The 24816-nt window shown below is 67.3% G+C and carries 17 protein-coding genes and 1 pseudogene; 11 read left to right on the top strand and 7 right to left on the bottom strand.

Annotated features, from left to right (window positions below; translation table 11 throughout):
- The first annotated feature begins 12 nt into the window (after positions 1 to 12).
- Positions 13 to 1980 carry a sialate O-acetylesterase gene (locus CYFUS_RS12770; RefSeq protein WP_095985465.1) on the top strand — a complete coding sequence of 656 codons (1968 nt, stop codon included), beginning with the start codon at positions 13 to 15 and terminating at the stop codon, positions 1978 to 1980.
- Between the two features lie 230 nt (positions 1981 to 2210).
- On the opposite strand, the gene lnt is transcribed toward CYFUS_RS12770, so the two are convergent.
- On the bottom strand, positions 2211 to 3872 hold the full coding sequence (gene lnt / locus CYFUS_RS12765; protein ID WP_157758407.1) for an apolipoprotein N-acyltransferase: 1662 nt from the start codon (positions 3870 to 3872) through the stop codon (positions 2211 to 2213).
- A complete protein-coding gene (locus CYFUS_RS50545; RefSeq protein WP_157758406.1) occupies positions 3869 to 4294 on the bottom strand; it encodes a hypothetical protein in 426 nt (141 codons plus the stop codon). The genes lnt and CYFUS_RS50545 overlap by 4 nt, the downstream gene beginning before the upstream one ends.
- 183 nt (positions 4295 to 4477) lie before the next feature.
- Between CYFUS_RS50545 and CYFUS_RS12760 the strand changes: the two genes are divergently transcribed.
- Entirely contained in the window at positions 4478 to 10288 is a 5811-nt protein-coding gene (locus CYFUS_RS12760; RefSeq protein WP_095985463.1) for an FG-GAP-like repeat-containing protein, read from the top strand.
- 134 nt (positions 10289 to 10422) lie between these two features.
- Here CYFUS_RS12760 and CYFUS_RS12755 read toward each other — a convergent pair whose 3' ends face one another.
- Complete coding sequence (locus tag CYFUS_RS12755) at positions 10423 to 12351, bottom strand: M4 family metallopeptidase (protein WP_095985462.1); 1929 nt, start codon at positions 12349 to 12351, stop codon at positions 10423 to 10425.
- 177 nt (positions 12352 to 12528) lie between these two features.
- Complete coding sequence (locus tag CYFUS_RS12750; protein WP_095991974.1) at positions 12529 to 13134, bottom strand: Uma2 family endonuclease; 606 nt, start codon at positions 13132 to 13134, stop codon at positions 12529 to 12531.
- A gap of 127 nt (positions 13135 to 13261) precedes the next feature.
- On the opposite strand from CYFUS_RS12750, the gene CYFUS_RS12745 reads away from it, so the two are divergent.
- The gene (locus tag CYFUS_RS12745; RefSeq protein WP_095985461.1) at positions 13262 to 14578 is read left to right on the top strand and encodes a DUF418 domain-containing protein; all 1317 of its coding nucleotides are present in this window, start codon (positions 13262 to 13264) and stop codon (positions 14576 to 14578) included.
- A 77-nt stretch (positions 14579 to 14655) separates the two neighbouring features.
- Here CYFUS_RS12745 and CYFUS_RS12740 read toward each other — a convergent pair whose 3' ends face one another.
- Positions 14656 to 15270 (bottom strand): hypothetical protein, encoded by a 615-nt coding sequence (locus CYFUS_RS12740; RefSeq protein ID WP_095985460.1) that lies wholly within the window; start codon positions 15268 to 15270, stop codon positions 14656 to 14658.
- Positions 15271 to 15445: 175 nt separating this feature from the next.
- On the opposite strand from CYFUS_RS12740, the gene CYFUS_RS12735 reads away from it, so the two are divergent.
- On the top strand, positions 15446 to 17224 hold the full coding sequence (locus tag CYFUS_RS12735) for a M20/M25/M40 family metallo-hydrolase (RefSeq protein WP_232537529.1): 1779 nt from the start codon (positions 15446 to 15448) through the stop codon (positions 17222 to 17224).
- A gap of 21 nt (positions 17225 to 17245) precedes the next feature.
- Here the strand turns inward: CYFUS_RS12735 and CYFUS_RS12730 are convergent, their stop codons facing one another.
- Positions 17246 to 18784, bottom strand: a complete 1539-nt coding sequence (locus CYFUS_RS12730) for a Do family serine endopeptidase (RefSeq protein ID WP_095985458.1) — start codon at positions 18782 to 18784, stop codon at positions 17246 to 17248.
- Positions 18785 to 18873: 89 nt separating this feature from the next.
- Here CYFUS_RS12730 and CYFUS_RS12725 point away from each other — a divergent pair, with 89 nt between their 5' ends.
- The 4 genes from CYFUS_RS12725 to CYFUS_RS12710 all read left to right on the top strand — a co-directional run bounded on the left by CYFUS_RS12725 (position 18874) and on the right by CYFUS_RS12710 (position 22098).
- Complete coding sequence (locus tag CYFUS_RS12725) at positions 18874 to 19512, top strand: alpha/beta hydrolase (RefSeq protein ID WP_095985457.1); 639 nt, start codon at positions 18874 to 18876, stop codon at positions 19510 to 19512.
- A 146-nt stretch (positions 19513 to 19658) separates the two neighbouring features.
- Positions 19659 to 20174 (top strand): cupin domain-containing protein, encoded by a 516-nt coding sequence (locus CYFUS_RS12720; protein ID WP_232537528.1) that lies wholly within the window; start codon positions 19659 to 19661, stop codon positions 20172 to 20174.
- Between the two features lie 33 nt (positions 20175 to 20207).
- Positions 20208 to 20831, top strand: a complete 624-nt coding sequence (locus CYFUS_RS12715) for a hypothetical protein (protein WP_095985455.1) — start codon at positions 20208 to 20210, stop codon at positions 20829 to 20831.
- 100 nt (positions 20832 to 20931) lie between these two features.
- Entirely contained in the window at positions 20932 to 22098 is a 1167-nt protein-coding gene (locus CYFUS_RS12710) for an alkaline phosphatase PhoX (protein ID WP_095991973.1), read from the top strand.
- A 415-nt stretch (positions 22099 to 22513) separates the two neighbouring features.
- On the opposite strand, the pseudogene CYFUS_RS54500 reads toward CYFUS_RS12710, so the two are convergent.
- Positions 22514 to 22771, bottom strand: a pseudogene (locus CYFUS_RS54500) (transposase); the annotation flags it as partial.
- A gap of 263 nt (positions 22772 to 23034) precedes the next feature.
- Between CYFUS_RS54500 and CYFUS_RS12700 the strand changes: the two are divergent.
- The 3 genes from CYFUS_RS12700 (at position 23035) to CYFUS_RS12690 (ending at position 24780) form a co-directional block, all read left to right on the top strand.
- Positions 23035 to 23304: a hypothetical protein gene (locus CYFUS_RS12700; protein ID WP_095985454.1), complete on the top strand. Its 270-nt coding sequence runs from the start codon at positions 23035 to 23037 to the stop codon at positions 23302 to 23304.
- Positions 23305 to 23400: 96 nt separating this feature from the next.
- A complete protein-coding gene (locus tag CYFUS_RS12695; RefSeq protein ID WP_095985453.1) occupies positions 23401 to 23982 on the top strand; it encodes a restriction endonuclease fold toxin 5 domain-containing protein in 582 nt (193 codons plus the stop codon).
- Between the two features lie 51 nt (positions 23983 to 24033).
- Entirely contained in the window at positions 24034 to 24780 is a 747-nt protein-coding gene (locus tag CYFUS_RS12690; RefSeq protein WP_095985452.1) for an Imm52 family immunity protein, read from the top strand.
- Positions 24781 to 24816 lie beyond the last annotated feature (36 nt).

Below are 24816 nucleotides of genomic sequence, written 5' to 3'. Positions count from 1 at the left end.
CAAAAGGCTCACATGCTCCCTGGACCTTCCTTCCGCGGGCTCTCCTCGCTGGCACTGTTCGCCACCGCGATGGCCCTTCCCTCCCTGGCGAACGCGGCTCCGCCCGAAAACAACTCGACGGCCATCGTCATGGGCAGCACCGCGCTCACCGGCATTCATGACAACGAGATCTTCCAGCGCGCCGGAACGAAACCGGATTCCGTTGCGAGGATTTCCGTCAAGCTGACCTCGACACCGTCGACGGCCACCTACACGTACTATTCCATCTCCCTGCTGAACGGCGGCAACACGCGTGAACGCGTGCTGTCCGAAGGCGTCTACACGGGCGCCAGCCTGCTCGACTTCTCGCTCGCCACGGGCAATTCGCGCAGGAAGGTACGCGTATCGTTCTACGATGCCAGCAACATCGAACGCCTGCGCTGGGACAGCCCCGGCTTCTCCGTAGGGGAAGTGTTCATGATCGCCGGGCAGAGCAATGTCGGCAGCCATGGCGACACGGAAGGCACCGTGGTCACCGCGAACGCCCTGCACCGCGCGGTAGACCCGACGGGCGCGACTTCCTGGTTGCCGGTGACGGAACCGCTGGCCTACACGACCGCCAGCGGTGGCCAGTATTTCGGTTCACCCTGGGCGAGCTTCGCCGACAACCTGGGCAGCAGGCTCGGCGTGCCGGTTGCCGTGCTCAATGCCTCCTGGGGCGGTTCCGCGCTCGAGTACTGGGATTCCACGGTGACTCCGGCGACGACGCGGGTGAAGGATCTGAACGGCAATCCGGTGGTCTTGTTCGAGCGGCTGAAGTTGGGTGCGAGCGTGCTCAAGCGCCTGACGGCCACGCGAGGGCAACTCCAGTGTGGCTTCCGTGCCGTGCTGTGGCATCAGGGTGAAAGCAACTCGGAACGAGAGTTCACGACGGATCCAAACGAGCCACAACAACCCTCCAGGACCTGGTACGCGGCCAGACTGAAAGATCTCGCACAGGACTTTCGCGACATCACGGGGTGCACGCAACCCTGGATGGTGGCGAGTGCCACCTGGCTCGCGCCTCATTACCGCACAGGTGATGGACTGAGTCTCGCGACGAAGTGGGCAGCGGAGACTGAAATCCGCAAAGGCCAACGCTACCTGGCGAATCGCGAACCGGTGACGAGCAGTGAGCCCGTCTTCCTGCAGGGACCTGACACCGACATGCTCATCGGGGAGGATCCGACGTGGACTCCTCCCGGCCCCAAGGCCTATCGTTGGGATGGCATTCACATGACACGCCAGGGCCTGAACCTTCACGGGCGGCTGTGGTCCGAGCGCGTGGCGGGCATGCTGGGCGCGGGAAGCGTATGGGTGGAGAAAGACCTCGTGCCAGAGGTGGCCAGGGCCTGGAACATGTTCTCCACCACGTTGGGCCGCACGCCCGAGGAAATGAACCTCGACAATGAAGGCCTGCGCTACTGGGTACAGGTACTGACCACGAATCCTGGCAGCGCCACCGAAGCCGCCATCCAGTCGACTCTCCAGGGCTCGGACGAATTCTTCATCCGTGACACCTTCCGGCGGACAGTCAACCGCCGCCCATCGGGTTGGGAAGTGTACTACTGGGCCACCGAGATGAGCGCCGGACGCACCACGCGGGCCAACCTGGCATTCGCGAACCGGGTCGGTTACGAAAACACCCTGACGCCGAACGGCAAGAGAGTGTTCCTCCTGTACGTCAACGTCATGGGCCGCACGCTGCCGGAAATCACGGCCGACACCAACGGGATGGACTACTGGACCCGTGTGCTGGACGACAACCCGGCTTCCGAAGCGGCCATCGCGGAGACCTTCCGCACCAGCGCGGAATATCGCGTGCGCACCGCATTCGTGAAATCCAAGGGCCGTCAGCCGACCCTGGCGGAACTGAGCACCTTCATCCCGAAGGTGACGTCCCCCACCACGCCCACCGATGCCTGGCTGGCGAACGACGTGTGGGTCAACGCGGCGGATTGATCATCGGGCCCTCGTAGCAACGCCCAAAGGGGGCTGCGCGGCCTCTCCACCGGCCTGGCGCACGATTGCCGCGCGGCAGCCCGCGGATTCTTTGCATCATTTTCCAGTTCGCTGGCTCATTTCCGGGGCAGGTCATTTGACCTGCCCTCTCGAGGGGGTTCAGCGTGCCGGGAGGCTGCCGCAAGGGATGGAGCGAAGCCCCGGGGCGCCACCGGGCCGCTCTCGCGCGCCTAGACCCGGTCCGCGCGGGAGTGTGCCCGGCGCCCGAGGAGCGCCAGCACCACCAGTGCCAGTGCACACGCGAAGGGAAAGGCTGGCGCCAGGTAGGGCCCGAGCGCGAAGAGCTCCACCAGGGCCACCTCGCCCACCAACACCTCGGGGGCTCCGGGTTCCCGCGTGAGGGACGTGCGCGCCTGCACCCGCCCGAGCGCGTCCCCCACGGAGCTGATGCCGGTGCTCGTCGCGCGCACCAGATCCCGCCGGGCCTCCACACCACGCAGCGTGGCCAGGGCGAGCGCCTGGTACGGCGCGTCTCCATCCCCGAACCAGGCATGATTGGCCAGGGTGACGAGGAGGTTGGGCCCCTGGCGGACCAGCGGATGGACGGCGCCGGGGAGGATGTCCTCATAACAAAGGAGGGGGGCGATCCGCAGGGAGCCACTCACCAGCAGGCGTGCCTGGGTACCCGGCTCGATGTCGGGCGAGTCCGGCAGCCGCGCCCGCACCCGCCGCGCCCACTCGGGGAAGCGAGCCGCGAAGGGGACGTATTCCCCGAACGGGAAGAGTCGGCGCTTGTCGGACAGCCCGGTGATGCGGCCGTCCGGCGAGACCAGGACGGCGCTGTTGTGCACGCGCGCGCCACCAAAGGTGTGGCTGAGCGCGCCGAAGAGGAGCGTCCCGGAGAAGCCGGGCCGCAGCTCCCAGGGGTGCCCGGGCGCGTACTCGCGGGTGAGCTGCCGATCGAAGAGGAAGGGGAAGGCGGACTCGGGCCACACCACCAGCTCGGCGCCGCCATGCGCCAGCTCGAGGGTGGCCTGGCGCAGGGGGGCCAGGTACTGCTCGCCCCGGTGCTTGCGATCCTCGGCGGTGATGGTGCCGGAGTTGGGTTGGACGATGCCCACCCGCACCTTGGGGGCCGCCTGGCGCGCCTGCGCCACGTGCGTGGCCCGCAGCAGCCCGGCGGCCACCACCGCGAGCACCACCCCGCACGCCACCCGTACCGGACGAGGCAGGGGACGCCCGCGCCGGAAGGCCAACCCCGCCTCCAGGAGGGTGAGGTTGATGAGCACCACCAGCGCGGACACCGCGGGCGCGCCACCGAGCTCGGCCACCTGCAGCAGCGGCCACGCCCGCCACACGGTGACAGCGAGGTTCCAGGGAAAGAGGAAGGGCAGCACGCCCTCCGCCACCGCCACCGCCAGCGGCAGCGCGACGAGCCAGGGCACGCGGGCGGAGCGCGTGAGGAGGTTGCCCAGCCCCGCCCAGAGGGAGAAGACGCTGGCCTGGTAGGCGGCGAGCACCAGCAGCGCCAGCACGCGGGCCCACGCCGGCAGGTGGCCGAAACGGTCGAGCAGCGCGTAGCCCCAGCGGAAGCCGACGAGGTTGATGACGAAGCCGCACAGCCAGGCGGGCGCCAGGGCCTGCACCGGAGTGGCGTCGCGCAGCCCCCACAGCAGAGGCACCAGCGCCACCAGCGCCAGAGGCCACAGGTCCATGGGCGGCGCCGCCAGTGCGAGGAGCGCGGCGGAGAGCAGGGCCTGGAGGACGAGCGTGCGCCCGCGCGCGCGGGCCTGCCCGTCCTCGGGCTGGACCGTGACGTGCGAGGTCTGCTCCGCGAAGTCCGCCTCGAGTGGCTCGCGGCGCCGCGAGGCCGCTGTCTTCTTCCTGCTCATGGTGTCTGGCCTTCTTCCACCTGGGGACGGCGCCCACGCTCCGGGTCCACCTGGATGGGGGGCGGAATGGAGGGATCGGGCGGCGAGGGTGTGGAGGGCAGGGCCAGCGGCTTCGTCCCCTGGGGCGGGTGGGCCGGATCGCGCATGAGCGAGGGCGGCACCACCCGGGCGGGAGGAGCCTCGGGCACCGGGGTCGGCGTGGGCGTCTCCGGGGACGGACCAGGCCGCGCGGGTTGCTCCGCCAGTCTCCGGAGGGGCTCTTCCCGGGGGGACACGGACACCGCGGGCGCGGGGCCGGCCACGTCGGTGAGCGGAGGGGTGGGCTCGGAGGAGGGCCTCGGTGGCTCCTGGAGCTCCGCCACCACCCATGCGGTGGCCAGCACGAGCAGGGTGGCGACCACCAGAAGAACGCGCTTCTTCATCACGTCATCATCTCCTGGAACGCGGAGGACCCCTCCTCGCACGAGGCCCGAGGTCCCCCACGGGGAATTCTTTATCAAAGTCCTCTCAGGGGAATTCTTTATCTTGAAAACCCCTGCAAGTGAACCCGGTTCCATGAGGATTTCCGCGTCAACTCAAATGCAACCCAAACACCAGGAGGTGTCGTGAAGAAACGTCTTCTTGCTGTGACGGTTCCCTGCTCGCTCGCGCTATTGGCCGGGCTCGTGGGCGGACCGGTGCTGGCGGATGCGCCCCCAAACCCATCGGCGTCAGTGGACACGTATTACGGAGCGTTCTCCTCCGCGGCGCCAATCTCCGTCCCCGCCTTCCACGGACTGGAGCCCTCGCTCCGGCTCGTCTATAGCTCGGCGGGTGGGAGCGGCGCCGCGGGGGTCGGCTGGGGCCTGGAGGGCTTCTCCACCATCGGACGGGCCAGTTCCACCAAGGGAACGCCGGCTTATAACGGAGGCGATCTCTTCCTGCTGGACGGGCAGGACCTGGTCCCGTGTCCCGCGGGCAGCTCCAGCCCGAGCTGCACCACGGGCGGCACCCACGCCACCCGCCTCGAGAGCTATCAGCGCATCAAATATGACGCCGCGGCCAACACCTGGACGGTATGGCGCAAGGATGGCGCCCGCCTGGCCTACGTGCCGCTCTTCGCGGCGTACCAGGCAGGCACCTCGCTGGGCACCTACCGCTGGGGGGTGAGCAGCGTGACGGACACGTCCGGCAACACCGTCAACCATGGCTGGTGGTGTGACGGCAGCCCGGCACAGGAGTGCTACCCGGACAACGTCAGCTACAACGGCACGCTCGTGAAGCTGTACCGCGAGGCGCGGCCGGATCCGGTCACCTATGCCATGGGCGTCAGCGCGCTGGGCGTCACCCGCTACCGGCTCAAGACGGTGGACGTGACGACGAGTGGCCGCCGCGTCCGGGCCTACCAGCTGACGTACACCGCGAGCGCCAGTTCCGGGCGCTCGCTGCTGCAGCGCGTGCAGCAGTTCGGCAGTGACGCCACGCTGGATGGCGCTGGCACCGTGACGGGCGGCTCGGCCCTGCCCGCCATGACGCTCGAGTACCAGACCAGCCCGAGCGCCCTCACCTCCGCCACCTGGGGCACGGATACGGACGGGCTGGTGTTCGATGCCAACAACCACCTCGTCACCGGGGACTTCAACGGGGATGGCAAGGCGGACCTCGCCCACACCCGCCCGGGTTGGAATGCCTGGAGGGTGCGCCTGTCCACGGGCAATGGCTTCACCAGCACCCTCTGGGGCACGGATGCGGACATGCTGGGGTTGGATGCCTACAACCATGTCGTCACCGGGGACTTCAACGGGGATGGCAAGACGGACCTCGCCTTCACCCGCCCGGGTTGGAATGGCTGGAAGGTGCGCCTGTCCACGGGCAATGGCTTCACCAGCACCCTCTGGGGCACGGCCACGGACTACCTGTCGACCGATGCCTACAGCCATGTGGTCACCGGGGACTTCAACGGCGATGGCAAGACGGACATCGCCTACACCCGCCCGGGTTGGAATGCCTGGAAGGTGTGCCTGTCCACGGGCAATGGCTTCACCAGCGCCAACTGGGGCACGGATGCGGACCAGCTGGCGTTCGATGCCTACAACCATGTGGTCACCGGGGACTTCAACGGCGATGGCAGGACGGACATCGCCTACACCCGCCCGGGTTGGAATGCCTGGAAGGTGCGCCTGTCCACGGGCAATGGCTTCACCAGCACCCTCTGGGGCACGGCCACGGACTACCTGGCGACCGATGCCTACAGCCGAGTGGTCACCGGGGACTTCAACGGCGATGGCAAGACGGACATCGCCTACACCCGCCCGGGTTGGAATGCCTGGAAGGTGTGCCTGTCCACGGGCAATGGCCTCACCAGCGCCAACTGGGGCACGGATACGGACGGGCTGGGGCTCGATAGCGACAACCGCGTGGTCACCGGGGACTTCAACGGCGATGGCAGGACGGACATCGCCTACACCCGCCCCCGCTGGAATGCCTGGAGGGCTCGCCTGTCCACGGGCAATGGCTTCACCAGCACCCTCTGGGGCACGGATACGGACTCCCTGGTGCAGGATGCCTACAACTACGTCACCGCTGGGGACTTCAACGGCGATGGCAAGACGGACCTCGCCTTCACCCGGCCGCAGTGGAATAGCTGGAAGACGCGCCTCTCCAGTGGCCCCATACCGGACCTGCTGAGCGCGCTGCGCAACGGCCTGGGCGGGACGACCCGCGTGCAGTACAGCCCCTCGAGCGCCTGGTCCAACACCTTCCTCCCCGAGGGCCTCATCCTCCAGACGACCTCGGCCGTCACGCAGGAGGATGGCCGCGGCAACGCCTCCACCACCCGCTACCAGTACCAGGGCGGCCTGTGGTCCAGCAGCGAGCGGAGATTCCTGGGCTTCCGCAAGGTGACGTCGGTGCTGGACTCGGCGGGCAACTACACGGAGACGTACTACCACCAGCACGTGGGGTGCATCAGCAAGCCCGAGGTCACCTACTACCGCAATGCCTCGGGCGACATCTACAAGTACTCCACCTTCGGGTACACGGAGAGCGCCTCGGCGCCCTTCACCTCGCTGATGACGGATCGCTGGGAGTACGAGTGCAACCTCTCCGCCTCATGCCGCAGGACGCTGTTGCAGATTGGCTATGACCAGTTCGGCAACGGCATCCGCACCTACGAGTACGGGGACTACGACGTCTCCGGGGACGAGCGCACCTCGCTGAGAGGGTTCTTCGTCAGCACGGGGGCGTACATCGTGGGCCTGCCGGCGTACGAGAACATCTACGCGGGAATCGGAACGGGCGGCACGCTGCTGAAGCAGACGCTGAACGAGTACGACGGCACCGGCACGTACACGACGTCGCCCATCCGCGGGCTGGTGACGCGCCAGCGCGCCTGGAACAACCAGACGGGCGGCTATGTCAACCGGAGCTTCGACTACGACGCGTGGGGCAACCTCGTCAGCGAGACGGACGAGCGGGGCTACACCCGCACCGTGGAGTACGACCCCACCTACCACGTGCACGAGACGAAGCGCTGCAACGCGCTGGGGCAGTGCTCGACGAAGGCGTGGGAGAGCGGGTTGGACCTGGTGGCGTCCGAGACGGACATGAACGGGAACACCACGCTGTCCACGCACGATGCGCTGGGCAGGCCGGTGCGGACGGTGCTGCCGGACGGGAGCACGGAGACGTTCGCATACCTGGATTGGGGCAACCCGTCGGCCCAGCGCATCCGCCGGACGGTGTCGGACGGGACGGCGGATGGGCTGTGGATGGAGGTGTACGAGGACGGGCTGGGCCGGCAATACAAGACGGTGAAGGAGGGGGGCTTCGTCCAGGAGACGCTCTACAACGACGGCTCCTCGCGGGTGTGGAAGAAGTCCTCGGTGTACGGGCCGGGAGAGACGCCGCAGTACCAGGTGTTCTCCTTCGACGGGCTGGGGAGGCTGCGCACCATCACCAACCCGGACGGGACGAGTGGCCAGCGGGCGTATGCCAACGGGTACGTCATCAGCTACGACGAGCTGAGCCGGGAGAAGGTGACGTGGACGGACGCCTACGGCCAGACGACGCAGGTGCGGGAGAAGAACGGCAGCGCGTACCAATACACGACGTATGCGTATGATCTGCTGGGCAACCTGGTGCGGGTGACGGACGCGGCGGGGAACCCCACCACGGTGACGTGGGACTCCCTGGGGCGCAAGCTGGCGGGGTGCGACCCGGACACGGGGTGCAGCAGCTTCACGTACGACGACGCGGGCCACATCCTCACGCACCAGGATGCGAAGGGCCAGGTGACCCGCTTCACCTACGACGCGCTGGGCAGACGGCTCACCAAGACGCTGGCGGACGGAAAGCAGGTGCGCTGGTCGTATGACGAGGCGGGGCATGGCGCGGGCAAGGGGATGCTGACGAGCGTGGTGGACACCTCGGGCAGTGAGTCGCGTGCCTACGACAGCGCCGGACGGGTGCTGGCCGTGACGAAGTGCGTGGTCAGCACCTGCTACACCACCTACCAGGGTTACGACACGGCGGGGCGCCTGGCCTCGGTGCGCTACCCGGACGGCGAGACGGTGACGTATGGCTATGATGCCGCCGGACGGCTCGGCAGCGTGAGCGGCTACGTCAACGCCTTCACCTACAACGGCCGGGGACAGTTGCTGTCCGCGGCCTACGCCAACGGGACCACGGCGCGCTTCAACTACGCGGACGCGCGGCAGTGGATGACGGACTCCTCCGTCACGGGCCCCTCGGGCACGCTGTACCAGGCCAGCTACGGCTACGACGCGGGCGGGCGGGTGACGTCCACGTCCTCGTCCACCAACCCCTTGTCCAACCTGGGCTATACCTATGACGCCCTCAACCGGCTCACCAACGTCACGGGCAAGCAGCCGCAGTCCTTCACCTACGACGCGCTGGGCAACCTCACCTGGAGCTACCAGCTCGGCAGCTATGCCTACGGCGATACCAAACACCGCCACGCCGTCACGACCGCGGGCGCCACGGCCTTCTCCTACGATGCCAACGGCAACATGGTGTCCGGAGGCGGACGCACGCTGGAATGGGACGCGGACAACCGGCTGGCCCGAGTCACCACGTTCAGCGGCACCACCACCTTCCTTTATGACGCCAACGGCCAGCGCGTACTCAAGAACTCCCCTTCGGACAGCACGCTCTACTTCGGTCCCCTGCTGGAGCTGAGGCCCACCGGCCTCACCAAGTACTACTACGCGGGCCCGTTGCTGGTGGCCAAACGAGACACCTCCGGGGCCTCCTGGTTCCACCAGGACCACCTGGGCTCGGTGCGTGCGCTCACCAACGCGTCCGGACAGAAGGTGGCCAGCTACGACTACTCGGCCTTCGGAACCCCACTGGCCTCCAGCGCCTCCGTCGACAACAGCCGGGGCTACGGCGGTCACGAGAGAGACGAGACGGGCCTCGTCTACATGAACGCCCGCTACTACGAACCCATGCTGGGCCGCTTCATCTCGCCGGACGCGCTGGTGCCGTCCTCGGGCAACCCGCAGGCGCTCAACCGCTACGCCTACGTCTACAACAACCCCATCTCCAACACGGACCCCACCGGCCACGTGCCCGTGGTGGCCGCCATCGCCACCGCCGCCAGCGTTGGCATGGCCACCGGCTTCGCCGGCACCGCCTTCGTCATGTCCGTGGTGGGGGCCGCCACCATGACGGCCGGCTACGTCCTCAAGGATCCCATGCTGATGAGCATTGGTGGCGTCCTCCTGGGCGCCTCGTCCGCCTACACCTTCGGCGCGGGCTTCCTCGGCGACAAGCTCACGTCACAGGCCGCCTGGGTGGGAGGCTCCATGTCGGCGCTCACCTCCCCCATCAGCCCGTTGGACCCGCAGCTCAAACAGGCCCTGGGGATGGCGTACACGGCGCAGAGTCTGTTCCACGAGTTCCAACACATGGACGAGAACATCCGCAAGGGAGCGGACCGGATGAGAGACAAGCTGACGGACCAGGACAGGGCCACCATCCTGGCGCAGAAGGAAGGCAAGCTGAGCAATCTCTCGAAGGAGAGCCAGTCGCTCATCAACAACCCGGACAGCTGGAAGTCCTGGCAGCGCCAGTACGGGGAGGCGATTGAGCGGATGACGAAGGGGGCGCTGTCGGCGGGAGAGGCCATCGCGCTCAACCCGAGCGGAGGCCTGGTGGGACCGGGAGACGGGTGGATGACGCAGGTGCTGGAGGTGACCACCGGGTGGATTCCGGGGGTGAAGGCCCACGGCGTGCTGCATGACGCGGGGGGCTTCCTGGCGGGCAAGGAGGGCTTTGGCGTGGGCCCCGGCTACCTGTACCTGGGCCACAACTTCTTCGGCATGTCGAAGACGTTGCCCATCGCCGGCCAGGTGGAGGGCATCACCGGCACCGGCGGCGGTTCCGTCTCCGCGCTCTTCCCCCGCTTGTTCTGAGTGAACTGGAGCGCCCTCGCGGTCGTCGGGCGGGGGCCTCCTCCGGTGGTCTCCGAAAGCAGACTGCCCGCCGCCTCCTGGCCTGGAGCCAGGAGCGCGGCGGGCAGGGGTCCAACGTGACAGGGATTCTGGCTTCAGTGACCCCAGGTCCCCGTGTTCCAGATCGCGGTGCCGCCTTCATAGATGACGAGATTGCCGTCGTTCTGGAGGACCAGATAGGCGCCCGGGTGCCCGTAGGTCAGGGTCGACCAGACATCCGCGCCAGTCGTCGCGCCGGTCGTGCGGTAGACCACGAAGTTGCCGTCGGACTGCATGTGGGCCGACAGCCCTCCCTTGCCCCCGATATTCGCCGACCACAGGGCGCTCGTCGCGTCATAGAGGACCAGGTTCCCGTCGCCCTGCAGGACGAGCGAGAACCGGCGGTCGTTCGACACGATCCCCTGTCCCTGGGAGAGGCTCTGGCCGGCGACGAGGATGTTCGTCCCCACGCCCACGGCCAGCCAGGCGGCGGTCACGGAGGCGATGTCGGCCGTGCTGTACCCGAGCTGCGCGGCGGCCTGCTCCGTGGCGAACTTCGCGTCGGCGAAGTTGGCCATGGTCTTACCGAGCAGCAGCACCGTGTTGGCCCGGTGGAAGATCTGGGCCGCCTTGGCGATGCCGATCCCGCGCACCACGATGGAGGAGCGACCCCGTGGGTGCTGGCCGCCCTGGGACAGCAGATAGAACGCCAGGTTGGGGATGCCCGAGCTCAGGTGGACGTCGGTGAACGGGCTGAAGGTCTGGTCGAAGTAGTCCAACGACTGGCCATCGAGCTTGGGGTCGTTCATGTAGCGGAGGGCATCGCCGGACGTGTAGGGAGTATAGATTTCCTCCGCGCACTTCCAGGTGTTGGCGTTCACCACCCGGCCGTTCCGGTACCACTCGCACACACTGCCCATGATGTCGGACATCGACTCGTTCAGGGCACCCGGCTCGGCGAAGTAGAGCAGGTTGGACGTGGAGGCCGTGAGCCCATGAGTCACCTCATGCGCCGTCACGTCCAGCGCGTTGACCATGTTGCCGAACGTCACGCCGTCGCCGTCCCCGTACACCATCTGATTCTTCGAGCTGAGCCACCCCGCGTTGGCGTAGTTGGTTCCGTAGTGGACCGAGCTGACGAGCTTGGACCCCGCGCCGTCGTAGGAGTCGCGGTTGAAGAGGGTCTTGTAGCAGTCGTAGGTCGTCCCGAGCAGGTCATAGTTGGTGTTGACCGCGGCGTCCGCGACCGCCGCGCCTCCCTCCGACCGGACGAGGGTTCCCGGGAGGCCCGCGGAGGAGGTGGCGTGGTTGGCGTCGTACACCCACCGGCTCTTGATCGTGTGGATGTTCGACAGCCGCAGCACGACCGACCCGCTCACGGCGTTGATGATGACGTCATCATCCACCATCCCGTCCTTGCCCTGCCCCGTCACATTCACCCGGTACACGAGGTCCAGCTTTTCACCCGCCGGCCAGTAGGCCATCCGCGGCTGCGCCTCGACCTCGACCCGGTCGAGCCGCGCGGAGTCCTGCCTGGCCACGGCGATGGCGTCCTCGGGGCTGAGCCGCGCGTCTCGCGGCGCGTCGAGATCGGCGCGAGCGTTGCCGTGAACCGCGTAGACGGCGTCATTCCTCGTGTGGAGGACGAGCGCGCCGCCCACGACCTCGCGGCCATTCTTGCGCTGCGCATAGACGAAGTGCCGCTCGCCGATGCCGTCCGTGACGACCCGCTGGAAGGAGAGCTCCGCGGGGTCCGCGCGGAACACCTTGCTCACCGCCTGGAGGGAGGGGCGCAGCGCGCTGACTTCGGCCTCCTCGGTCCTCTTCTCCCCGCCCAGCCGGATCTGGCCGAAGTTCCCATTCGCGAACGTGGGCACATTGCCCTGGTCGACGCCCACGACCCGGAGATCGGAAATCTCGACGCCAAGGGCTGCGTCCGGCTCGGCGCCATTGCTCTTCGCGTGTTCTTCCGTTCCCTGGCAGGCCGAAACGCCGACCAGGAGGCCCAGGGTCGCGAGACCACGAAATCGATGCACGGTGATCATGATGAGCTGTTGTCTCCTCGGGTGATGGTGGAATGGACGACACGCCCATCGATGGACGGGCGATGAACCCCCCTGGGATGGCCAGGAAGGTCGGGTCCACTCGAATTGAAGGAGCCAACAAGGCGGAAAATGATGCAGGAAATCTGCGGTCACCCCGAATTGACGGAGGGCAGCGCCTTACTCGGACCAGAGGAGCGGTAGCTCGAACTCGATGGCCTCGAACGGCTCGACCCTCACCCGCTCTTCTCCCGCGAAGGTCTGAGCGAGCACCCACTGGCCCTCCGTCAGCCGGTAGATATCCAGCGTGCGGGCCAGCGGCTCCACCAGCCACAGGTGCTTCACTCCTTCCCGGGCGTAGATGCGCATCTTCGGGCCCTTGTCCCGGCTGCGCGTGCGGTCAGAGAGAATCTCGCACGCCCAATCCGGCGCCAGGTCGTAGTGCGCCGGCGCATCGTCTCCGCCGACGGCACGCGGCAGTCGCTCGCGTCGCCAGCCCGCCAGGTCCGGCACGAGCTTGTCCGGGCGCGGACCGAGGTGCAGCTCCGGCTCGGAGAGGATGACCCATCCCCCCGGCCCCCTCCTGCCGAACTTGAAGGGCGCGATGAGGATGCCACCCAGGTTCGACGCCACGTTGGCATGAGGACGGGCCGGGCGCGGGCCGAGGTGCAGCACGCCCTCCAGGATCTCCGCCACCATCTCCTCGGGAGCCGCCTGGAAGGCCGCCTCGACGGACGGGTCGTTGGGTTCGGTGGACTCGGACTCGGGAGGGCGACGGGTGACCATGAGGGAAGAGCTTTGCATGATCCTCGCGTACTGCAACGACAGGGCCATCGTCTGGTAGACGGTCGCCACCTCGTACGACAGGGAGGGTCCGGTTGACGGGAGAGGTCCTCGAACATCTGTTGGGCGCATGTCCGAGCCCACTCCCCCCGCGTCGCTCTCCGCAGCCTCCGCCCATCCGGTGGACGCCTCCGAGCGAGTGCTCCTCCTGGACGTGTTGCGCGGCTTCGCGCTGTGCGGCGTCTTCGTCTCCAACAGCTTCTCCTGGTTCAGCGGCCGTGCCCTCCTGACACGCGAGCAGACCCAGGCGCTGTCGGCGCCTCCGCTCGAGGCCGTCGTCACCGCGCTCTACTACTTCTTCGTCAACCAGAAGTTCGTCGTCCTCTTCTCCTTCCTCTTCGGGCTGGGCTTCTCCATCCAGCTCACGCGCGCCGAGGCCCGGGGCGTCCCCATCGTCCCCCTGTACTCGCGGCGGCTGCTGGTGCTGCTGGGCATCGGTGTGACGCACCTGTTCGCGCTCTGGGTGGGCGACGTGCTCTCCTCCTACGCCCTGGTGGGCTTCGCGCTGCTGCTCTTCCGCCGGAGCTCGGATCGGACGGTGCTCACCTGGGTGCTGGTGCTGATCGGAGGGGTGCCGCTGCTCGTCTCCGCCCTCCAGCACTTCGTGCCCCTCCTGATGGACGGCGCCCAGGCGGCGGCCGAGGCGGCGAAGGCCAGCGAAGCGCAAGAGGCCCAGGCGCGGACACGCTTCCTGGAGGGCCTCTCCAGCGGCTCCTTCCAGATGGCCCAGGCGGCGAACGCTCAATACGCCGTCTTCATCCTTCCCCAACTCAAACGGCTGCTCTGGATGAGCGTCACCCTGGGCCGCTTCCTGCTGGGCCTGCTCGCGGGGCGACACCTGTTGCTCCAGGACGTGGAGCGCCACCGCGCATCGCACCGCCGGTTGCTCCTCTGGGGAGGCGCGGTGGGCGTGTTGGGCAACGGCGCCTGGCTGGTGGTGCAGCGCCTGCGCCTCGCGGGGCACCTGGATCCGGCGAAGGACCACTGGATGTTCGCCCTGCCCACCCTCCAGGAGCTGGGCTTCCTGGGTCTGGCCGCGGTGTACGTGGCCGCCTTCGCCCTGCTCTTCCAGCGCGAGCATTGGTGGAAGGTGCGGGAGGTGCTCGCACCGGTGGGCCGCATGGCGCTCACCCACTACCTGCTGCAGACCGTGGTGAGCCTGTGCATCTATGACGGCTGGGGACTGGGCCTCATCGGTCAGATGCCACCGTCGCGCTGCGTGGCGCTCGCGCTCACCCTCTTCGCGCTCCAGGTGCCCTTGAGCCAGTGGTGGTTGTCACGCTTCCGCTTCGGCCCGGCCGAGTGGCTGTGGCGCTCGCTCACCTACGGACGGGCACAGCCCATGCGTCTGGCGCCCCGAAGCACCGTGGAGCCCTCCGTGGGCTGAGTTCCGGGCACGGCGCGCGTCCCGGACCCACCAGAAGAAGGACCGAAGCCCACCACCCCTCGGCCCGGTGACAAGCCTTACAGGGTGACGTTCACCTGGAACTCGCCGCCGTTGGAGGACTTCGCGGTTCCCGTGACCGTGGTGCTGCCGGCCTTGCGGCGCACCTTGCCGGTTCCATCGTCCTCGATCTGCCCGGACATGGACAGGTTCAGCGAGACCTCGCCCTCGATGTCTCCGGCCATCTGGAAGCTGCCCACGAGCGTGCCCGTGAAGGTGCCGTTGGGGATGTTGCGCAGCGAGAGGTCCAGCGCCGGCTGAGCCGCCGTGTCGGTGGTCGTCTGGTAGGTGATGTTCACCGGCTCCTCCTCCTCGGAGACGGTGACCTCGCCGTCGGTGTAGCCCGTCATCCCGACACGCAGCCGCATCCCCTTGTTCGCCGACGAGCCCTGATCCACCTGTCCGGTGATGCCCAGGGTGCCCGCGGCGTCTCCGGTGGTCGACTGGGGCGGGATGTTGGCGCTCGAGGCGGCGTTGAAGCCGGCGAAGCCGAGCTGGAGGGACTTCTCGATGGACTTGTCCAACCCGAGGTACGCGCGGCGGGCCTGCTCATCGGAGCTGATCTCGTCGCTACAGGCGGACAGGAGGGCAGTGACGGAGAGGACGGCGAGGACACGAAGGGAGGGAAGGTGCATGGCCCCTGTGTACTCCGGTCCCTCGAGGCGCGCGACCCCCTGGCAGTGAAGGAAGTGCACTCCTGAAAAGCCTGCTGCCACGTTCCAGTCCCCTTCACGGGGAAGAAATCGGGGATCGAAGCAACGCGGAGCCAGCACGTATCCTGCGACTTCTCCCGAGGAGATTCCTATGAAGATGAGCAGGTGGGGTTCCGTCGTCGTATGGCTCGCGTGTGCCACGCCCGCGTGGGCGGAGGCCCCGAGAGAGAAGGAAGTGTGGATCACCCTCGGCACGGACGCGCTGGAGCCGGTACGCGGAGCCTTCCAGGCCAGGGGCCTGACGCTGGCGGCGCCCACGTTCCAGAAGGGCGGCGTGGCGGTGCTGCGCGTGCGCGAGTCGCTGGTGGAGCAACTGGCGCTGGCGATGCACGACGAGCTCCACCGGTGCGCGGGCTTCATCGCCCATGACACCCAGGGCGAGGCCTTCGCCGCGGTGCAGGCCGACAACGCGCCCCAGCCCATGGCCTCGCTCCTCTACTACACCCTCAACAACGCCCCCTCGGTGACGGCGCTGATGGACGAGGTGCGGGAGTCGGAACTGCGCGGCACCATCCAAGCGCTGTCCAGCAACTGGACCAACCGCTACTACAACGTGCAGAACGGCGCGGACGCGTCCACCTGGCTCGCGAACGAGTGGAAGAAGCTCACCGCCGGGCGCCCGGACATCACGGTGGAGCTCTTCGCGCACCCCTTCCAGCAGTCCTCCGTCATCGCCACCCTCCCGGGCACCACGCTACCCGACGAGGTGGTGGTGCTCGGTGGCCACCTGGACTCCATCAACCTGAGCAACGCCAAGACGGGCACGGCGCCGGGCGCGGATGACGACGCGTCGGGCGTGGCCTCCATCACCGAGGTGCTGCGCGTGGCGGTGCTCGAGGGCTACAAGCCGGCGCGCACGGTGAAGTTCATGGCATACGCGGGCGAGGAGGCGGGACTGCTCGGCTCCAAGGCCATCGCCAACGCGTTCAAGGCCAACGGGGTGAACGTGGTGGGCGTGTTGCAGTTGGACATGACCAACTACCAGGGCAACACCTTCGACTTCGGCCTCGTGCTGGACAGGACGAACGCGACCCTCAACACGCAGCTGCGCAACCTCATCGCCACGTATCAGCCGGAGCGCACCGTCGCCAACATCATGTGCGGCTATGGCTGCTCGGACCATGCCTCGTGGACCCTCGCGGGCTACCCGGCCGTGATGCCCTTCGAGGCGTCGCTGAGCACGATGAATCCGAACATCCACGGCGAGCGGGACACCCTGGCGTACATGGGAGACACGGCGGAGAACTCGGTGAAGTTCGCGAAGCTGGGCGCCTCGTTCATGGCCGAGCTGGCCAAGGGCGCCACCGAGGGCAACACCCCACCGCCGGTCGGTGTCGAGCCCGGGACGCTCCAGACCGCCGCCTTCGATGCGACGTACTGGGCGCCGGCCTGCTCGCAGGTGGGCTCGGGCTGCGACTCGGGCACGCTGCTCGACGGCCGCGGGGGTGTGGGCCCCGAGCTGAACCAGCCCAACACCCTCCTCAAGGGCTGCGCGGATGGCACCTCGGGCACCTACCACGCGGATGAGTCACTCGACCGGCTCCAGGTGAGCACCCTGGATGGGAAGATCCTCTTCCCGGGCAAGACGGTGAAGATCGAGGCGACCGTGTACGCCTACTCCACCACGGAGGACAAGTTGGACCTGTACTACTCGGCGAGCGCCACGAGCCCCTCGTGGCAGCTCATCGGCACGTACAGCCCGAGCCGCACCGGCGTCACCACCCTCTCCGCCACGTACACCCTGCCCGTGGGCGGCGTGCAGGCCATTCGCGCCAACTTCCGCCACGCTGGTCCCAACGGCGCCACCAGCGCCGCTCGGGTTTGCAGCAGCGGGGGGTACGACGACCGCGACGACCTGGTCTTCGCCGTGCCGTGAGGCCGACCCCCCCGCGGCCGATCACCGCGCCTCGGGAATCGTCAGGGCACGCAGCAACCGGCTCTCGCCCAGTTGGATGCGCAAGAGCAGCACCGAGCCCGGGGATTGTCCGCGCACCACCTGGGCGAACTCCCGTGGGGTGTTCACCGGCCGGCCTCCGGCCTCGACGATGACCATGCCCGGCTGGAGTCCGGCACGCTCCGCGGGCGAGCCGGGCTCCACCTCGATGACCAGCGCGCCCCGCGTCGCGCCCGGCACGAGCCGCGGATCCACGTCCTGCAGGCGAAGGCCCAGCTTGCGGCCGGACTCCTCGCGCTCGTCCCCGGGGGGCTCGGTGGTGGAGCCCTCGAGGTCCGGCCGCTCGGCGAGCTTCACCCGTACCTCGCGCGGCTGACCCACGCGGTAGACGGTGAGCTTCACGGTCTCCTCCGGCGGGCGGAAGCCGATGTCGCGCGTGAGGGCATGCGCGGATTCCACGGGCTCGCCATTCACGGCGGTGATGACGTCGTCCTGCTGGAGGCCGGCCCTGGACGAGGGCGTGTTCTCCTGCACGTCGGTGACGATGGCGCCCTTGTCCTGCGGCACCTTCAGGGCCTGGGCCAGCTCGTGCGTCAGATCCTGCACCGACACGCCCAGCCAGCCGCGGCGGATCTTCCCCTTCTGGAGTTGGGGCAGCAGCATCTGGGCCATGTTGGAGGGCACGGCGAAGCCAATGCCGGCGCCCCCACCGACGATGGCGGTGTTGATGCCGATGACCTCGCCCCGGGCGTTGAAGAGCGGCCCCCCCGAGTTGCCCGGATTGATGGCGGCGTCCGTCTGCAGGAAGTTGTCGTAGGGGCCCGCCTGGATGTCACGCGCCCGGGCCGAGAGGATGCCGGAGCTGACGCTGGAGGTGAGCCCGAACGGATTGCCGATGGCCACCACGGGATCGCCCACGCGCACCTTGTCCGAGTCGCCGAGCCGGACGAAGGGCAGATCCTTCACGTTGCCCTGGAGCTTGATCAACGCCAGGTCGGTGAGGGGATCCCTCCCGAGCACCTTCGCCTCGTACTCGCGGCCATCGTCGAGCCGCACGCGGATGGAAAAGGCGTTGTCCACCACGTGGTTGTTGGTGAGGACGAGCCCGTTCGGGTCGATGAGGAAGCCCGAGCCCTCCCCCTGCTGGATGCGCTCGCGCGGCATGGGTCCGCCATCCTCGGGGACACCGGGCATGCCGAAGAAGCGCTCGAGCAGATCCCCATGAGCCCCCCCCCCAGGCGCCCGGACCTGGACGTCCACGTTGACCACGGCGCCCTTCACGGCCTCCACGAGGTCCGCGACGGAGACCCATTGCCCGGAGCCGCCCGTGGCCTGCTCCTCTTGCGGAAGGGGCGCGGCTGGCTGGGCCCCCTGCTGTACGGGCCGGGGGGCGTTCGGTGCCGGGGTGGGCGCCTGGCTCACGGCGGGGGGTGGAGGGAGGGCCGGCTCGAGCTGGCGGCGCTCACAGCCAGTGGAGACGCTCAGCAGGAGCGCGTTGAACAGGAAGAGGTGGAACCAAAAGGCCTGGCGGGCGTGGGTCATCAAGGGGACTTCCTCCATGGAGAGAAGATGCGGACCCTGTCCGCGCATGCCCACCCTGGACCCGGGCATGGGAAGGAGAGCACACGAAGATGCCGGACATCGAGACGCCAGGGGGCCAGGCGAGTCTGGAACCACGGCCCTTCACGCTGCCGACGAAGCAAGGGCCGGTGGACGTGTTGTTGTACGACTCCCCCGGAGCGAAGGCGGGGGTCTTGCTGGCGGGAGGCGTGGGCGGAGGCTTCGATACGCCGGCCCTCCGGCTGTACCCACGGCTGGGCGAGGAGTTGCTGAAGCACGGCATGTCCACGCTGCGCTTGAGGTATCGCCACTCGACCGGGTTGGCGGAGTCGGTGCAGGACGTGCTCGCGGGGGTGGACTTCCTGGTGGAGCGCGGGATGGAGCGGATCGCCCTGGTGGGACACTCGTTCGGTGGGGCGGTGATGATCCGGGCCGGGGTGCGCTCTGCCTGGGTGAAGACGGTGGTGGGGCTCGCGTCGCAGAGCTACGGGACGGAGCCGGTGCCGGAGCTGCATCCGCGCTCGCTGCTGCTCGTGCACGGCACCTCGGACACGGTGCTCCCGCCACGCTGCTCACAGTCCATCCACGAGCGGGCGCGAGGACACAAGGAGCTGGAGTTCATTCCGGGAGCCGGGCATGTGCTCAACGAGGCCGCCGAGCCCCTCTTCACGCGCGTGCGAGACTGGCTGGTGCACGAGCTCCGGGGGTGAGTTCGCCCCGACAGGGACGGCCAGGAGGATGCCGTGGGAATGGGGAGCGCGAAGTATGCGCCTCCTGGAATCCAGGAAAAGACCCAATCATCCAGCGCTCACGGGTTGACGAGACCACCGCGGCCCCATGCACCAGGAGGCGCCGGGTGGCCTACAGTCGCCCCATGGTCGACGAACTGGTGAGGACCCTGGGACTCGCGCCCCACCCGGAGGGAGGCTTCTTCCGGGAGACGTGGCGCTCGGCGGTGACGGTGGAGACACCGCGAGGCACGCGCTCGGTGGGCACGGCCATCTACTACCTGCTGCCACGCGGCACGTTCGCCGCCTGGCACCGGGTGAGTTCGGCCGAGCTGTGGCACTTCTACGACGGGCACGCGCTGACGATGTACCTGCTCGATGAAGCCCAGGGCCGGCTGGAGACGGTGACGCTGGGCCGGGATGTCGCGCGTGGGGAGAGGCCGCAGGTGCTCGTCCCGGCCGGGGTGCTCCAGGCGGCCCTGCCCCGAGGGGAGTACACGCTGTGCGGCTGCACGGTGGCCCCGGGCTTCGACTTCGCGGACTGGGAGATGCCCCGCGGCGAGGAGCTGGCGGCCCGCCATCCCGAGCACGCGGAGCTGTTCCGTCAGCTCAGCCATCCGGGCGCCTCGACATCGGGAGGTTGAATAAAGCGCCAGCGTTTCCGTCGGCGGCGCACCATGCTCTCCCTGCTCGCCATCGTCTGGTTGGCATCCGCCCCCGTGGAGTCCCAGCCCACGCCGCCCCCGCCGCGGCCCCCTCCTCCCCAATGCCTGTCCTCGCAGGGGCGGACCGTGTGCGGATATCAGTGTAAGTCCAATGGATCGCACACCGCCTGTGCCAGGACGCCCTATGGGGTGTGTCAGCTGTTGGCGGGCAACATCCATTGCTGGGATCCGCCCCGGGTCGCCATCGCCCACCCACCCCGTTCGAACCCGAAACCCGAGTGCAAGGAAATCCGGGGCAAGGTGGCCTGCGGCTACAACTGCCGGGTGGCCCATGGCGAAGTGGCCTGCAACAGCACGCCCTATGGCGTATGCACCACCCATTTCGAGCGCCTCGTCTGCTGGGATCCGCCGGAGAGCGTCATCCACGAACAGGGCGCCGACACCCCCGAACCCCGCTGCCTCACCGCGTCCGAGGCGGTGAGCTGTGGCTATGACTGCAAGTCCACGCGCACGGAGGTGCGGTGCGCCAGCACGCCCACGGGCGTGTGCCGGCTCGACAATGATCAACTCACCTGCTTCGATCCGCCATCGCTGTTGCACTGCGACCACAGCGCACCGCCGCCCCCGGCGAACTGACGCCCGTGACACGTCCGTCAGCCGTTGCTGACGGAGAGTTGACCCGAGCCTCCCGTGAACGCGTGTGAAGGTGCGCGCGCTCTTCGCACCGGAGGCTCACATGACACTCAACCGTCGCAACTTCCTGCAGCTCTCCGCCGTTGGCGGAACGGCGCTCGCCCTGGGTCCGTCCTTCTGGCGCCAGGCCTATGCCGCCCCCGCCAAACCCGGCACCAGTCCCTACGGCGCCCTGTCCGGCTCCGCCGATGCCAATGGCGTGCGGCTGCCCGCGGGCTTCTCCTCGCGCATCATCGCGCGCTCCGGCGCCAAGGTGGCCAACACCGGCTACACCTGGCACGGGGCGCCGGACGGTGGCGCCTGCTTCCCCGTGTCGGGCGGCGGGTGGATCTACACCTCCAACTCCGAGAAGACCCTGGGCACTGGCGGTGTCTCGGCCGTCCGGTTCGACGGGGGCGGCGCCATCACCGGCGCCTACAGCATCCTCTCCAACACCACCTCCAACTGCGCCGGCGGCCCCACTCCCTGGGGCACCTGGTTGTCCTGCGAGGAGTACTCCGGCGGCCGTGTCTGGGAGTGCGATCCCACGAAGGCCTCGCAGGGCGTGGTGCGCCCCGCGCTCGGCACCTTCTCCCACGAGGCCGTCGCGGTGGACTCGGATGACTACCGGCTCTACCTCACCGAGGACAGCACCAGCGGCCGCTTCTACCGCTTCACCCCGTCCGCCTATCCCTCGCTCGCCGCGGGCACGCTCGAGGCCGCTCGCGTCTCGGGGGATCCGCTGACCGGCGCCACCGTGACGTGGGAGCCCGTGTCCGCCAGCAAGCCCGCCTCGCAGCAGTCCAATGCCTCGCGCACCACCGTCTTCAACGGCGGCGAGGGCTGCTGGTACGACCGCGGCACCGTCTACTTCACCACCAAGGGCGACAACCGCGTCTGGGCCTACACCCCGGCCTCCTCGCGGCTGGAGATCATCTACGACGACAACCTCTATCCAAACTCGCCCCTCACCGGCGTGGACAACGTCACCGTGTCCTCCTCGGGCGACATCTTCGTGGCCGAGGACGGGGGCGACTTGCAGATCTGCATCATCACCCCGGAGCGGATCGTCGCGCCGCTGCTCCAGCTCGTCGGCCACAACAGCTCGGAGATCACCGGCCCCGCGTTCAGCCCGGACGGCAAGCGGCTGTATTTCAGCTCCCAGCGCGGCACCACCGGAACCAACGGTGGCGGTATCACCTTCGAGGTGACCGGGCCCTTCCGCACGTAGGCCCGCAGCGGTTCCAACGCGGCCTGCCCCCCACCTCACCCATGAAATACATGGGAAACGGGCTGCGGCTGTGCAAAGATGTAGAGCGAGCGTGAGCCTGGGGGGCCACCATGAGGCCAGCAGCCAAGCACTTCGATCCGCTGCTGGGAATCGACATCCACCTCATCCAGCCGCCGGGTGGGGTGCCGCCAGTGCCAAATCCCCACCCCCACATCGGGATGGTGTTCGACCCGATGGACTATGTGCCCATCCTGGAGGCGATGGTGCTGGTCGGGGCGTGCCCCGAGCGCAGTGGGCACCTCGAGCATCGCGCTCCCGCCCCACATCTCCATGGGGCGTGTTCATCAAGCCTCCGGCGAATGAGTCCGAGGTCTTCATGGGCATGGTGGAGAGGGGAGGACCGCCGACCGTCTCGCTGGGCCGCTTCCCGGCGTACATCCCGGTCGCTCCAGCGGGAGTTGACGGCGAAGTACAGCAGTCGCTGGTGCATCGCATCGGCCTTGCTGGGGTCGGGGCAGGATCGGGCCGCAATGGGCTCCAGGCTCTTGCGCTCCCCGTCTCCCAGCAGTCTCATGGCGTAGATGGCAAAGGAACCTCGGCGGCTCTCCTCTCCCAAGACGTCGCCAATCCTTCGAAAATACTCCTCAAGTCGTTGAACCCCATTGGTGTCCATGAAGATCGCGCCTCCTCCCAGTCCGGTCCCCGGGAGCGCGTCGGCTCAACTTCCTGTGCATTTCGCACATCGACGAGCCGCGGGGCGAGGGCATAGCATCCTCGATGCGCTTCGAGCCCAGGGACCAGTCGCTCAGGGGGCTCAGGAGAAATCCCATGCCAAGGGCCCGCCTACGAGTGGAGGCATCGCCTGCTGCGCCCCCATGACATCAAACTCCTCACGTCTTTCTTCTAAATGAGCACTACCAGGGTCAGGCGGAGTTCATGCTGAAATTTTCCAAAGCACAGCTAGTGGTCATGGGCACTTCCTCAGAGCCTCGATTTCATGAGCGGCTCCTGGAGCAACTGCGCGCGGAATACCCCGAGCAGACTCGCCAACGTACAGATGCCCTGTTGCTCGAGGAGATTCGCGTGGCTCACGAGCGGGCGAAAGCGTATGGTTTCTCAAGCACGCCCACCATCTGCCAGTTCATCTACCTGGGCATTGCACTTGAAGCAAGGTTCTATGACGACCCTGGCATTGCCGGGTATTAAAAAAAAGAACCCCATAGGGTAGAGGAGCGGTTTTCAATGCTCTTGGATGTCATCATCAAACAACTTCAAACGGCGGCAGCCACAAAGGAGTAGACAATGGCGGTAGCGGTGCCTATCGGAATCGGCCTTTGGGAACTCGCACAAGGCGCGCTCATCGCCCTGGGCATTGTCGCGACCGCGAAGACCGTGGACAATGCCATCAAGGCAAGGAGCGCAGCCCAATCCGGCGCGGCGACGACAACCACGACAGTGACTCGGTGCCCACAGTGCCCGGCCCGTAATGGAATGGTGATGCCTGTCAATCACCACATGAGCCCGGACGCGCGCCTTTATCAAGCGCATGTCAATCAAATTTTCGGCACTGGCATCCCGCCCGGTTCCGAGTGGGTGTACATGGGCGTGGATTTTGATGGTTTTCAATCCGCCACCTGCACACTGCTCGAGACCAAGGCCAAGTATGAACAATTTCTAGACCCCGGGAGCAACTACACTCGATGGCGGTACTGGTATGAGGGCGACAGAGACTTCTTGAGTCAGGCGCTTCGCCAGAAGGCCGTGGCCCAGCCCTGTCCACCCATTCTTCTTCATTGGCATTTCCTGCAGCTCCTGGTGAAACAGTTCGCCGAAGCGGAGTTTCTGACCGCGGGGTTGCAGATTCAATGCTTCCTCACTCCCTGAGTCGCTCGTGCAGATGAAGGTGCGGGCTGTCATCCCGCACAAGGACAATCCATGGCTGATGATGGCATCAACAAGGCCCCTGTCGAACCATTTTCCCTGAACATCTATCTTCCAGTCGAGAAGCAGCGCAAGAGCTTTGACGAGTATTGGGGGAGACTCGTCGCATTCCTGGAGGAACTCCGCAGTCACACCCCCCTGCTGGGGGAGTGGTACCTGCAAGCGCGCGATCGGGAAAAAGCCCTCCGGCGCAATGTCTTCCAGGCGGGACCTGAATGTCTGGAAGAACTCAAGCGCTCGAAAGACTTCCGTACTGCCGCGCAGAACGAGGTTTTCGGCTATACTTTTGGTTTGTGGAATGGGCGTGAGGAAGGTGATCTGGGAATCTCGCTCACCGCGGTGCTGGGATGGCGGAACAGGGATTTCTTGACGCTGCGGCTTCCCTATAACCACAGTCCCGCGAACCAGTCGCTTTTTCATACGGACCAACTCTTGACGCTCGTCGGTGCTTCGGTCCGCGCCTGGAACCCGAGGTGGGCTGCGGTCGTCTCTGATTCGTATCAGAGACACCATGCAGCGTTCAAGGACAGGAGGGGGGTGGGGTGGTTGGCATATGTCGATGCACACATCGAGAAGCGTGCCATTCCAGAAGCCGCGAGTCTCAAGTACATCGAGACTGGGACAGTCGTTGTCACAACCCAGGAAGTATTCTCGTCAGAAAATCGCGGGCACGTGGAGCGAGCCAACAGGATTGAAGCTCGCCTGGCTGACCTCCAGTTACTACCCCTACTCGCGGGTTAGGTCTCCGGTGGGCCGCTTCACGGGCTCTCTCACGAA

The sequence above is a fragment of the Cystobacter fuscus genome (assembly GCF_002305875.1).
Taxonomy (GTDB): Bacteria; Myxococcota; Myxococcia; order Myxococcales; family Myxococcaceae; genus Cystobacter; species Cystobacter fuscus_A.
Note: the sequence above shows the minus strand (reverse complement) of the source record. Positions and strands in the feature narration are given on the sequence as shown.